Origin of the sequence: Geomicrobium sp. JCM 19037 (genome assembly GCF_000698105.1) — a bacterium.
Taxonomy (GTDB): Bacteria; Bacillota; Bacilli; order Bacillales; family Marinococcaceae; genus Geomicrobium_A.
In genome coordinates, this window is the sequence record NZ_BAWZ01000007.1 from 96831 (window position 1) to 109874 (window position 13044).

The 13044-nt window shown below is 49.0% G+C and carries 12 protein-coding genes and 3 pseudogenes; all 15 read left to right on the top strand.

Annotated elements, in window-relative coordinates; all coding sequences use genetic code 11:
* Window positions 1-11 precede the first annotated feature (11 nt).
* Window positions 12-878, top strand: a complete 867-nt coding sequence (locus JCM19037_RS05870) for a branched-chain amino acid ABC transporter permease (RefSeq protein ID WP_042398864.1) — start codon at window positions 12-14, stop codon at window positions 876-878.
* A pseudogene (locus tag JCM19037_RS05875) lies at window positions 879-1878 on the top strand (branched-chain amino acid ABC transporter permease).
* Window positions 1878-2654: an ABC transporter ATP-binding protein gene (locus JCM19037_RS05880; protein WP_042398867.1), complete on the top strand. Its 777-nt coding sequence runs from the start codon at window positions 1878-1880 to the stop codon at window positions 2652-2654. Before JCM19037_RS05875 ends, JCM19037_RS05880 begins: the two are co-directional and overlap by 1 nt.
* Window positions 2638-3345: an ABC transporter ATP-binding protein gene (locus tag JCM19037_RS05885; protein WP_042398869.1), complete on the top strand. Its 708-nt coding sequence runs from the start codon at window positions 2638-2640 to the stop codon at window positions 3343-3345. The genes JCM19037_RS05880 and JCM19037_RS05885 overlap by 17 nt, the downstream gene beginning before the upstream one ends.
* Before the next feature lie 25 nt (window positions 3346-3370).
* Complete coding sequence (locus JCM19037_RS05890; protein WP_042398871.1) at window positions 3371-4618, top strand: ABC transporter substrate-binding protein; 1248 nt, start codon at window positions 3371-3373, stop codon at window positions 4616-4618.
* A 40-nt stretch (window positions 4619-4658) separates the two neighbouring features.
* On the top strand, window positions 4659-4805 hold the full coding sequence (locus tag JCM19037_RS25555) for a hypothetical protein (RefSeq protein ID WP_193744152.1): 147 nt from the start codon (window positions 4659-4661) through the stop codon (window positions 4803-4805).
* Window positions 4799-5041 carry a PaaI family thioesterase gene (locus JCM19037_RS22180; RefSeq protein ID WP_052363591.1) on the top strand — a complete coding sequence of 81 codons (243 nt, stop codon included), beginning with the start codon at window positions 4799-4801 and terminating at the stop codon, window positions 5039-5041. The genes JCM19037_RS25555 and JCM19037_RS22180 overlap by 7 nt, the downstream gene beginning before the upstream one ends.
* Window positions 5034-6156 (top strand): annotated as a pseudogene (locus tag JCM19037_RS05900) (acetyl-CoA C-acyltransferase). The gene JCM19037_RS22180 and the pseudogene JCM19037_RS05900 overlap by 8 nt, the downstream one beginning before the upstream one ends.
* A 19-nt stretch (window positions 6157-6175) precedes the next feature.
* A complete protein-coding gene (locus JCM19037_RS05905) occupies window positions 6176-7351 on the top strand; it encodes an acyl-CoA dehydrogenase family protein (protein WP_042398873.1) in 1176 nt (391 codons plus the stop codon).
* Between the two features lie 119 nt (window positions 7352-7470).
* On the top strand, window positions 7471-8232 hold the full coding sequence (locus tag JCM19037_RS05910) for an SDR family NAD(P)-dependent oxidoreductase (RefSeq protein WP_042398876.1): 762 nt from the start codon (window positions 7471-7473) through the stop codon (window positions 8230-8232).
* Window positions 8233-8244: 12 nt separating this feature from the next.
* Window positions 8245-8692: pseudogene (locus JCM19037_RS05915) on the top strand (MaoC family dehydratase N-terminal domain-containing protein).
* The gene (locus tag JCM19037_RS05920) at window positions 8689-9090 is read left to right on the top strand and encodes a MaoC/PaaZ C-terminal domain-containing protein (RefSeq protein ID WP_042398879.1); all 402 of its coding nucleotides are present in this window, start codon (window positions 8689-8691) and stop codon (window positions 9088-9090) included. Before JCM19037_RS05915 ends, JCM19037_RS05920 begins: the two are co-directional and overlap by 4 nt.
* A 218-nt stretch (window positions 9091-9308) precedes the next feature.
* Window positions 9309-9485 carry a hypothetical protein gene (locus tag JCM19037_RS25560; RefSeq protein ID WP_193744153.1) on the top strand — a complete coding sequence of 59 codons (177 nt, stop codon included), beginning with the start codon at window positions 9309-9311 and terminating at the stop codon, window positions 9483-9485.
* Entirely contained in the window at window positions 9482-10786 is a 1305-nt protein-coding gene (locus tag JCM19037_RS05935) for a sodium:solute symporter (protein ID WP_081829095.1), read from the top strand. Before JCM19037_RS25560 ends, JCM19037_RS05935 begins: the two co-directional genes overlap by 4 nt.
* A gap of 1 nt (window position 10787) precedes the next feature.
* Entirely contained in the window at window positions 10788-12476 is a 1689-nt protein-coding gene (locus JCM19037_RS05940) for a M3 family oligoendopeptidase (protein WP_042398888.1), read from the top strand.
* Window positions 12477-13044: the final 568 nt, after the last annotated feature.

Genomic DNA, 13044 nt, shown 5'->3' on the forward strand with positions numbered 1-13044 from the left:
GAGGTGAGCGAATGGATGTTTTAGCTCAGCAACTGTTTAATGGACTAACGGTTGGAAGCGTTTACAGTTTGGTCGCACTTGGATTGACGCTTGTTTACGGCATTCTGCACATTCCAAACTTCGCTCACGGGGCATTGTATATGGTTGGCGGATACGTAACGCTCATGGCCATGGCGTTGTTAGGCATGCCGTATTTCGTCGCGATGGCGGTCTCGATCGTCGTCGTTGGAGCGATTGCGATGTTGATGGAGCGAATCGTCTTTCATCCACTCAGGCATTCCCCACCGATTCATGACAAGATTGCAGCCATCGGGATTTTATTATTTTTGGAGGCGCTCGTACAGTTCATATGGGGCGCTGAGTACCGGGCGATGTCGACGCCGTTTGCTGACACGGTTTCATTTTTAGGCATTACCGTGACGTGGCAGCGGGTGATGATTATCGTTGCGGCTGTCATTGCGATGCTATTGCTACAACTCTTCTTAAAGAAAACGATGGTCGGTTCAGCTATTGTTGCGATGTCGCAAAACCGTGAGGGCGCCTTTCTTGTTGGCATCAATGCAAATCGGGTAGCGATGCTTACGTTCTTCATTTCCGGAGCACTAGCTGCGATCGCTGCATCGATTGCTTCACCGATCAACCTCGTATATCCGGGGATGGGGCATCTCGTTATATTGAAAGCCTTTGTCATTATTATCATTGGTGGAATGGGGAGTGTGCCTGGGGCCATTGTTGACGGATATATTTTAGGCTTTTCAGAAAGTCTCGGGGCGACGTTCATATCGAGCGCATACAGTGATCTAATTGCCTTCTTGCTGCTCGTCATTATTTTGACGATCAGACCTCAAGGGTTATTTGTGAAAAAGGGGGCGCATTAAATGAAGACCGCACTGAAGAAACAGCGATTGCCTCTTTTCTTTCTAGGTGTTGCGTTGCTTTTCCCTTTATTTACAGATAATCAATATTTCATTTATGTGGTAGGGCTTTCGTTCATTTATGCAATTGCTGTGTTTGGGCTGAACTTAATTGGAGGTTATACTGGGCAACTGTCGCTTGCCCATGCTGGATTTTTCGCGATTGGGGCCTATTCACTCGGGTTGCTCACTGTTGATGGAGGCGTTCCGTATTGGCTCGCTTTTCTACTCGCTCTAATCATTACGACGGTTGCAGGTACCCTTGTCGCTCATCGCTCTGCGCACGAAAGAACATTTTTTCGCGATTTATACGCTCTGTGTTGGTTATATTATTTACCTCTTTATTTATGAATGGGATGCGCTCACGGGTGGGGTGCGTGGCTTAATCGGCATAGAAGGGTTTGCTCCGATTGGCATGCTCACCTTTAACAGCAGTACGTCGTCGTACTATCTCGTGCTCGTCTTTCTCGTTCTGACCGTCTTATTCATGAAGTTCTTAACCGAATCGATTGTCGGTCGGACGTATGTGGCGATCCGTAATTCTGAGGAATTGGCGCAAACGATTGGTATTAATACGATGAAGCAAAAGTTAATTTCCTTCGTGTTGTCTACATTTCTAGCGGGACTTGCCGGGGCGCTATATGCTTCATTCACACGTTTTATCGGACCCGATATTTCGTACACGATGATGATGTTTGACATGCTTACATTTGCGCTCGTAGGCGGGCTCGGTACGTTATTCGGTCCAGTCGTTGGTACGCTCTTAATCGTAATTTTGACGCAATCACTTCAATTTATGGAAGATTATCGGATGCTCATTTTCGGTCCGTTACTCGTTATGATTGTGATCTTCTATCCGCGTGGTCTTGTCGGTGGCTATCTCGTATGGAAGGCGAAGCGCGCGTATAAAAAGCGGCAACACGAGTTCGAGGAAAAAGGTTCCACATATGAGGGGGGAGATTAATGCTCATTGAAACGAGTGGACTGACAAAACAGTTTGGAGGGCTCACAGCTGTTAATGATGTGAACGTACGTATTGAAAAAGGGAAGATCACTGCCATCATCGGACCGAATGGCGCAGGGAAGTCAACATTATTCAACGTCATTAGCGGTTATCATGCAGCGACCGGAGGCACGATCCGATTCAACGGGGAGGACATTACGAAAAAGCGCCCGTACTCAATTGCCAAGCTCGGCGTCGCAAGAACGTTTCAAACGACCCATCTGTTTGAGACGGCATCGGTACTGGACAATGTCATTGTCGGTCACCGCCTGCGCACGAGTTCAACGGTATTTGATGCGATATTTCAGACACGAAGGCTCAAGCGTGAAGAAGAGAAGTGTCGCCAAACCGCTGAAGAAGTGTTGGACTTTGTTGAGCTGTCGGGGCAAGCCGACCGCCTCGTCCAAGATATTTCTCAAGAAGCCAAAAAGCGGGTTGCTGTTGCACTTGCACTTGCGACGGATCCAGAAATTGTGTTTCTGGATGAGCCAGCGGCTGGCATCAATCCTGATGAGACAGATGGTCTCGCGATGTTAATCCGAAAAATGGTCGATCGTGGGCTGACTGTCTGTCTAATTGAACATAAAATGCAGATGATTATGGGGCTTGCCGATCATATCGTTGTGCTAAACTACGGCAAAAAAATTGCGGAAGGGACGCCAGAAGAAATTCAGAATAATGAAACGGTCATTGAGGCGTACTTGGGAGGAGGTGCGTCTCATGCTGAAGCTACGTGATGTGTCGGTGCGTTACGGCATGTATGAAGCCCTCGCTGACGTTTCGCTTTCCGTAGCTAAAGGAGAGCTCGTTGTGTTGCTTGGCGCAAATGGGGCGGGAAAGAGTACGATTTTCAGAACCATTAGTGGTTTGAATAAGCCGACGCAAGGAGAGGTGACGCTTCACGAGAAATCGATTGGTGGTCGTTCGGCGAGTCGCCTCGTGAAGATGGGCATTGGGCACTGTCCAGAAGGAAGAAAGCTCTTTCCACAAATGAGTGTGTTTGAAAATCTAAAAATGGGTGCATACGCCGTTCGCAGAAACAAGAAAGCAACGAGCGATGTGCTCGCACAAGTGTATGAGCTCTTTCCAATCCTAAAAGAAAAACAAAAAGAGAACGCAGGATCTCTTAGCGGTGGACAGCAGCAAATGCTTGCGATTGGACGGTCACTCATGTCCCGGCCAAAAGTAGTGTTATTTGATGAACCGTCGATCGGACTTGCGCCATTAATTACAAAACAAGTGTTTGACGTGATTGAAGAGATCAACAAACAAGGAACGACGGTGTTGCTTGCTGAGCAGAATGCGAATGCCGCACTTCGGATTGCCGACCGTGGTTATGTCATTGAGAATGGTCGAATTGTGATTGAAGGCACTCGGGAACAGTTGCTGGAAAATGATGAAGTTCGAAAAGCCTATATTGGTGCGTAATTAAACGTTAAGGGGGCTGTTCAAAATGAAAAAAATCATGATGAGTGTAGGAGTGACAACGCTGTTGATTGCAAGTGCATGTGACGCTGACGAGACGATTGTATCTAATGGTGGTGAGGGTGATACGCCAGAAGCGGATGTAAACCCAGACGAGGAAGTGGAGCCTGAGGAAGTTATAGAAGCACAAGGAACCGAAGTGGTCAACATCGGCTACTCTGGACCTTTGTCAGGTGCGGCTGCTTTTTATGGAGATAACACATTGAGTGGGTTGTCGGTCGCTGTGAATGAGGTGAACAAAGCAGGAGGGTTTGAAGTAGGCGGGGAAATGTACTCGTTTAACCTCGTCAGCCTCGATGATCAATATTTACCGAACGAAGCGGGTGTGAATGCACGACGGTTATCGCAAGAGTACGACACACCAATTGTTTATATTCCACATAGTGGTGGGATTTACGCCTCACAAGTATTTAATGAAGATGAACAGTTCATGATTGGCGCTTACTCGAGTGAACCAGACCTTACTGACCAAGGAAATGATCTGACGTGGCGGATTCCCCCGACCTATGATCTCTACGCTCGACCCTTCTCTGAATATGCGATGGAGCGGTTTGGGAACCAGCTGGCAATGCTGCCCCCAAGTACCCAGTATGGAATGGACTGGGCAGAGGAGTTGGGACCGTTATGGGAAGAGATGGGCGGGGAAATCGTTTATGACGGTAGCATTGATTTCAGCCGCGAAACAGACTTCTTTACAACGATCACGAATGCGTTGAGTGATGATCCTGATGTGTTATTTGTTGGAGGATCTTCGGAGCCAACCGCTCAAGTAATGCAGCAAGCGAGAGAGCTCGGTTTTGAAGGTGGATTTATCGTCATGGACCAAGCAAAAATTGATGAAATTGAGCGAATTATTGGAGAGGGAAGTGAAGAAGTCATTGAAGGTGCAGTTGGCGTTCCTCCGCTCATCTACGACGTTCATGACGGCAATCAAATTTTCATCGACGATTATCAAGAGGAAATCGGAAGAGAGCCTGGTTCTGAGGCAGGTTATCATTATCTTTCGATCATGATTCTTAAAGAAGCGATGATTGCTGCAGGAACGGTTGAAGATGCCACCGAAATCATGGCTTCACTTAATGACGGGTTAAATAACGTACCGTCAGAACAGCTCGTTTATCGTGTAACCGACATTGACGAGCTCGGTGGAATGAATACAGAGTTACGTTTCTCATATGTAGAAGATGGAGAGATTCTTATTGTCGATCCTGAATAGTTACTTCAGAGGCTTTTAGATAGAAAAAGGGGAGATGAGTATGGAGAAACACAGTCCATTTTACGAACAGCTCGGTTTTCGTAGTGGGGTTTGTGATCCTGAAGGCGTCTATATGGAATTGACCATCAGTAATGAACATCTAAATAGAAATGGCTCACTACATGGAGCATACATGCCACGATGCTAGACAACGTTTTTGGCGCGACCATCCATCACTTAACGGGCTGCAAAAACGTGACGGTCACGTTGAACATTCACTATCTATCTCCGGTAAACAGCGGAACGATAACGGCTCGTTGTCAAGTGCTGCACATGGGTTACAAACTAGCAGCACTTGATGGCTTTATCCATGACGAAGATGGAAACCAAATTGCGAAGGGTAGCGGCACATTTAAGCTGCTAAGGGAGGGTGCAAATGTCTGAAGTTGTAATCGTTTCGGCCGGTCGCACGGCAATCGGTAAAAAAGGTGGTACGCTTTCCGAACTCGAACCTGCCGTGTACGGAGGCGCAGTCATTCAAGAAGCGCTCAATCGTGCAAGAGTAGAAGGGGAGGATGTTGATGACGTCATCTTTGGGAACTGTTTAAGCGGCGGTGGAAACCAAGCCCGTGTTTCAGCGCTAGAAGCGGGGCTTCCTTATACCGTTCCTGGATTAACGATTGATCGTCAATGCGGATCAGGCATTAACAGTGTGACACTCGCTGCGGAACGAATTGCTAGCGGGCACGGTGAGATCGTTGTAGCCGGTGGCACGGAAAGTATGTCATTGCGACCGCACTTGCTCAATGTTCACGGCCGTGAACCGACATTCTTTAAGCCGCGCCTCGCGCCAGAGGAAATCGGAAACCCACCGATGGGAATTACTGCAGAAAACTTAGCATTGAAGTATCGGATCAGCCGAGCAGAACAAGATGAGTTCGCGATCCGAAGCCAAGAGCGGATGGGTGAAGCACAGAAAAAAGGACGTTTCGACAGTCAAATCATAGCCATTGATGATTTCAGCGTTGATGAACATCCGCGACCAGACGTGACGCTAGCTAAGTTGTCGACGTTGCCTCCTGTCTTTAAAAAAGAGGGAACCGTGACGGCAGGCAACAGCTCAGGTGTGAATGACGGGGCGTCAGCACTCGTATTGATGAGCGGAAAGGAGGCTCGCCGTCGTGGCCTTAAGCCGATGGCTACCGTCAAAAATTGGGCGGTTGCTGGCGTTGATCCGAACATTATGGGCATCGGCCCAGTGCCCGCTGTCCAAAAAGTGTTGAAGCGTTCCGGAGAGACGCTCGTCAACATAGATCTCATAGAATGCAATGAAGCTTTCGCAGCCCAGACACTTGCTGTTGACCGCGAACTGGAGTTTGATCACGCCAAGCTGAACGTGAACGGCGGAGCGATTGCTCATGGACACCCAATTGCCGCAACGGAGGAATGCTTATCACGAAAATGGTCTATGAGTTGGAACGAAGAGAAGCGCGTCAAGGCTGATTACGGCATGCATTGGCGGCGGTCAAGGTATTGCTTTGCTCGTCGAAAGACAATAAAAATAAGGAGTGGGTACAGATGGATTTACGCCTGACGGAAGAACAGCGGATGGTGCAGTCAACGATTCGTAGGTTTGTGGAGAAAGAGCTCATGCCGCTAGAGAATGACGTTTTGAGAAACGAATTAGAAGGAAAACCAAGCCTTTCTGTTGAAAAGGTTAACGAGCTGCAGAAAAAAGCGAAAGATGCAGGATTTTGGGGAATTAATACGCCAGCCGAGTACGGCGGGGCAGACCTCGGGCAAATGATGCTCGCAATCGTCTTAATGGAAGTATCAAAGACGTTTGTGCCGTTTAGTTTCGGTGGATCAGCAGATATCATTTTGTATCGCGCCAACGATGCGCAAAAGGAGAAGTACTTACTCCCAACAATCGCAGGGGACAAAAAATCGTGTTTTGCTATAACCGAACCTGGTGCAGGATCTGATACTCAAAACATTAAGATGACGGCGTTCAAAGACGGAGATGAGTGGGTACTAAACGGTGAAAAGACGTTCATTACCGGCGGAAACGAGGCAGACTTCGTCATGGTAATTGCTATCACCGATCGCGAGTTGCACGAGCGTACCGGTCGCGAAGGGGTGACGTGCTTTATTGCAGATCGCTCGATGGGTTGGACGTCCGAATACATCCACACGATGGGTGAATGGGGGCCGGCCTCTCTTTTCTTTGATGATGTGCGTGTACCTGAGGAGAATATTCTTGGTGATATTCATAAAGGGTACGACCTTGGGCTCGAGTGGATTGGTTTTGCCCGCTGGATCGTAGGAGCAAGAGCCGTCGGTTCGGCGGAGCGATTGCTGAACATGGCCATTGATTACGCGAAAGAACGAGAAACTTTTGGCCGACCGATCGCTGATCGCCAAGCCATTCAATGGCAAATCGCTGATTCTGCAGTTGAACTAGAAGCAGCGCGCTGGCTCGTTCTGAACGCCGCATTTAGCTTGGATAACGGTGAAGATAACCGACACCTTGCGTCAATGGCGAAGCTATACGGTGCAACGAAAGGTAACGACATTATCGACCGTGTCTTACAAATTCACGGTGGAATGGGGTATACGAAAGAGCTGCCGATTGAACGTTGGTACCGAGAAGCAAGGCTATGGAGAATTTATGACGGGACAGACGAGATTCAGCGGCTCATTATCAGTAGAAACTTGCTCAAAGGTCACGTGAAACTCGGACAATTTATTTAATTCATTCATGTATCAAACAATTCAAATATGCATCGATGACCCGCTCAGCTTGCCCCACGACGAGACATACAAACTGGCACTATTCTTGCATTATGTAACGGTGAAACGGAGGAATTGACATGGGAAACTTAACGGGAAGAACCGCACTCATCACGGGTGGCAGCCACGGCATCGGACTCGCCATCGCCAAGCGCTTTGCCGATGACGGGGCTAATGTGGCCATTATCGACATTAACGAAGACCATCTGTCCACCGCGAGCGCCTACTTTGCTGACAAAGGCCAAGCAGCGAAGACACTGCAAGCCGATGTGACCGATAAACAACAAGTGGAAGCGGCAGTGAAAGAAATCGTTGAAAGCTATGGCCAATTGGACATCCTGGTGAACAATGCCGGGGTAATCCGCGATAACATGTTCTTTAAGATGTCGGAAGATGACTGGGATATGGTGATGAACGTTCATTTGAAAGGGGCGTTTCTTGCGACAAAAGCGGCCCAGAAATACATGGTCGAACAGAAGTATGGCCGAATCGTCAACATTTCGTCCACATCCGCACTCGGAAATCGTGGTCAAGCGAACTATTCTACCGCGAAGGCTGGTTTACAAGGGTTCACGAAGACGTTGGCGATTGAGCTAGGCAAATTCAACATTACGGCAAATGCAATTGCCCCAAACTTTATCGAAACGAACATGACGCGGGCGACGGCAGAGCGAATTGGCGTTGATTTTGACGACTTCGTGCAAGCGAGAGCGAAAGAGATCCCGGTTGCCCGTAGCGGCAAGCCTGAAGACATTGCGAACACAGCAGCGTTCTTTGCCGATGAAAGGTCATCGTTTGTGAGCGGGCAAGTGATCTATGTGGCAGGCGGACCGAAGGCGTAAAGGAGGGATCGAATGTTTGAACAGTCGATTGGAAAACGATCTGAACAGGTGAAGAACACGGTCGAGCGCGGAGCAGTGAAGAAGTTTGCAGAGGCGATTGGTGACTTGCACCCGCTCTACATCGACGAGGCATATGGTCAGCGTTCTCGCTTCGGTGAAAACATCGCACCGCCAACGTTTCCCCGCGTATTCGCGTATGGCGCGATCGAAGGGCTGGTGCTCCCGCCAAAGGGCTTAATTCACGGTGAACAAAGGTATCACTATACACGCCCTCTTCTTGTAGGAGAAGACGTCTACTGTTTTCTCGAAGTGAAGAATTATGAAGAAAAAGCGGCAAAAGTGGCAGATGGGCATTCTTACGCTCGGTGGCCATGGGCTTGATGATGCGGGTGAAGCGATTTTTACTTCCGAGCAAGTGATTATTATTTCGGCGGCGGTCAGGAGGATGATGCGTGTATGACGATGCGCACAATGCAGCCGGGCGAGGAGCTGAAATCGGTGACGCTTCCGCCGGTATCGCGACTGGATTTAATTAAGTATGCGGGTGCTTCAGGTGATTTTAATCCGATTCATACGATTGATGAGGAGGCGGAGAATGCGGGATTGCCAGGCATTATCGCCCACGGGATGTGGACGATGGGCAACTTGACGCAGTTGTTTACCCCGTATCTTGAGGACGGTCTCGTCACTGACTACCACATCCGGTTTCGCGGCATGGTATTTCTAGACGACGTACTAACGCTCACTGCCACGTTGACTGAGCGAGACGGGACGCATTTGACGTTTGATATTGGCACAGTAAAAACGAATGGAGACACCGTTCTTGCTGGGCAGGCGGTCTATGAACTTTATGAATGAGGGTAAGGGTCCGGTTCGGTGAACCGGGCTTTTTTTGTGCGGAAAAAAGGAGATCTTCTTTACTTCTCGAATGTTCCAGCAACTGGAGGTGAGGATATGGGAGACATGACGCTTTTGCTCGTTTTTTGCCTAGTGCCTGTCATGCTATCTTTTGTGCTTGGCGGCTATTGGCTCAAGCATGAACGTTTTCCGTGGGAAAAAAGTAGGAGGTGAATGCGTTGATCTATGTAGGAGTAGCGATTGTGTTCGTGATCATGATTGTTACAGGTGTGAACTCGTACTTGCAGTCTAAAGGTCTCACGTCATTTTATGTTGCCGCTCGGAGTGGACGCTGGTATTTGCTAACGGGATCGTTATTTGCCTCAGGGGTGAGCGGGGCGACGTTTCTTGCATGATGGCCTGGTTTTATGATTTTGGGGCAGGAACGATGTGGATTCCAGCAGGTATTGCGTGGAGTTATTTCGTTCTTTGCTTCTTAGTCGGTCCGAAATTACGACGTTTCGGTGAGTTAACGATTTCTGATTACCTCGCGGCACGGTTTGATAGCCCGTTGCTCCGTCCGGTATTTTCCATCATCGTCTCGGTCTGGATGGTCATCCTGCTCGGGTCCTTATACGTGCAAGGCGGCCTGTTGTTCGGAGAGATGTTTGGCTTTACGTATGCACAAAGCACGCTTATGACCGCAGCGATTGTCGTCATCTTTACCGTGTTTGGCGGGATGGTCATCATCTTAAAGACCGACTTTATTGGAACGTTTATTATCATCGGTTCCCTCCTCGTGACGATGCCGTTTCTCATCTCCGCAAGTGACGGCTGGTCGTCGGTCGTCACGACCATTCAAAGTGAATCCCCCGACTATTTCACTTCCAGCGGTGAACTGTCCGCAATGATGGCTTTTTCATGGTTTTTTATTTGGTTGTTCGGATACTTAGGCAATCCTGGGTATTTGACCCGATTCTACTCAGCTGTGAATGAACGAGAAATCATTAAAGCGGGGATTGCCGTTGCTGTCATCTATTTGCCTGCCCTCACCCTATTTTTCATTTCGGCAATGTATGCGCGCACACTATTTCCTAACATTGCCGACCCAGAAATGCTCTGGATTGCATACACGTATGAGTATGCGCCACCGATCATCATCGGCATCGCGATGGCCGGTATGTTCATGGCCGTCCTCACCTCCGCCACCTCTTGGCTGCTCGCCGGTGCGTCTAGTTTAGGTCGAGACATTTACCAAAAAATGATTCATCGGCACGTTTCTGAAGCTCGGATGCTCGTCGTGACGAAGCTGATCGTTCTAGGCTTAGCGGCGTTATCTGTACCCATTGGAATTGCTCGTCCCGGATATATCATGGAAATGATGAATCTCGCCTATTTGATTGCCGGAAGCGCCGGTGGGCTCGTCATTTTACTCAGCATGTTCTACCGGAATATGACGCGAGCGGGCGCTTGGGCAGGCATTCTCTCTGGTGGGGTCATCGCCATCGGTGCCACGGCTTTGCAATATGTTGGTGTTTGGCCGGAAGAGGTCGATCCGATGATTCCGACGGTTGCAACTGCATTTCTCATTATTCTGTTCGTTAGCCGATTTACGCGTCCAAACGATAAAATGCTCGAGGTATATGACCGGATGAATCAGCGTTCAAGTGCAGGGATTTCGAATGATATGTCGAATAAGCAAGACGAGGTGATATGAGATGAAGAGCTTTCATGATATTGAATATGTCGGAATTGATGTTGAGCACGTGAATGTGCGCACGAAAGAAATTACAGACGCTTTTAATGACGCGGAATCTTTTGAGCGACAAGTAGAGCTATTTGACAAGATGACTGTATTGAAAAGCGATGTGTATACACAAGGAACCTTGGCGATGATTCGTCATTCGATGGATACGACAGATGTTTTCTATAAAAAGGAAAAAGCGATTCTAGATGAGCAGATGCCGCAATTGGGCGAGGCGTTTAATCTGTTTTCACGGGCGCTCGTAGATGCGAAGTTCCGTCCGCAGCTGGAAGAGAAGTATGGCCCGCAATTGTTCCGGTTAAAGGATTTGGAGTTGCGTACGTTCTCCCCGGAGATTGTCGGGGAGTTGCAAGAAGAAAATCGGTTAACGACGGCATATTCGCAGCTAATTGCGTCTGCTAAGATTCGTTTTGATGGAAAGGAATATACGCTGGCGCAGCTGCAACCGTTCGAGCAGGATCCAGACCGAAGTGTGCGCGAACGGGCGGTGAAGGCGCGCACGTCTTTCATGCATGAAAATGAAGCGGAACTAGATCGTATTTACGATGAGTTGGTGGCGGTGCGGACAAAGATAGCTAAGCAACTTGGGTTTGATAATTTTACCTCGCTTGCGTATGCACGAATGAGTCGAACAGATTATGGTCCGGATGAAGTAATTCAGTTTAGGAAACAGGTGAGAGATCATATTGTGCCGCTTGCATCGAAGTTATGGGAAGAGCAGCGACAGCGCATCGGTGTGGATTCGCTCATGTATTATGACGAAGGGTTTCAGTTTACTGACGGTAATCCGAAGCCAAAGGGCGATGATGATTGGGTGCTCGAGCAAGGGCGCGACATGTATGATGAATTGTCCGCCGAAACGAAAGATTTCTACCGGCTAATGCTAGACCAAAATCTGATGGACGTGCAGAGCCGCGATGGGAAGGAAAGCGGCGGGTACTGCACATTTTTGCCGAATGAAAACGTGCCGTTCGTCTTTGCTAATTTTAACGGAACGGCAGGAGATGTTGGCGTGCTAACCCATGAAATTGGACATGCTCTCCAAAACTATGAAAGCCGCGACCTCGGCGTCATGGAATACTTAGTGCCAACGATGGAAGCCGCTGAAATTCATTCGATGAGCATGGAGTATTTCACGTACCCTTGGATGAACAACATCTTCAAGGAAGACACAGACAAATATTTATACAGCCATATTGCTGGAGAAGTGCAGGCATTGCCGTACATCGTTGCTGTCGATGAATTCCAGCACATCGTGTACGCCAATCCAGAAATGACCCCCGCTGAGCGAAAACTCGCGTGGAAGAGCCTAGAAGAAACGTACTTGCCGCACAAGAATTATGGCGGCAACGAATACTTGGGTGGTGGCGCCCTTTGGCAGCGACAGCTCCACATCTACGGTGCCCCGTTCTATTACATCGACTACAGCCTTGCGCAAATTTGTGCCATGCAGTTTTGGAAGCGCATGAACGAAGACCGAGATGCCGCCTGGAACGATTATCTTGCTCTCTGCAAATTAGGCGGTTCAAAGTCTTTCACTGAACTCGTCAAGAGCGCCGGCCTCACCCTTCCATTCGAAGACGGTTGCGTCAAAGAAGTCGTCGAGGAAGTCGAGAGCTGGCTCGAGACGAATCGTATGTAGTGAGGTTTCGGGGGAGATGAAATCCCACTGCTCCTCACCCTGAGCCCAAGTGCAAAATGCTGTCGGCGCGAGCCGCGCCGAGGGGGGCGGGTTTTGGTTCGGCCCCCGGCGGGGGCCGATGTGTCTTAGGGTGTTTGGATTAGGTTCGATCTGCGCTCCAGTTGGGACAAACTGCGCTCAAGTTTTGGAAAAAGAGCGTTAAAATCGATAAAAAGCGCAAACTTGATCGCAGAACGCGTGAACTAGAGCGCAGATCTACAGGGTCCCACGCCTCGAGTCGAAGTGCCAAAATGCTGTCGGCGCGAACCGCGCCGAACCGAGACCGGTTTTGGTTCGCCCCCCCTGGTGGGGGCGACGTGTCATAAGTTGTTGGGATTAGGTTGAATCTGCGCTCCGGTTGGGAGAAGCTGCGCGCAAGTTTCGGAAAAAGAGCGTTAAAATCGCTATAAAGCGTAAACTCGATCGCAGAATGGAAGCCCCCACCCAAAAAATACTGGATGCTGCATCCACAAATCATAAACCCCGACCGCACTTTATGCCAAATGATGTCAAAGAACGGGAATTCGGC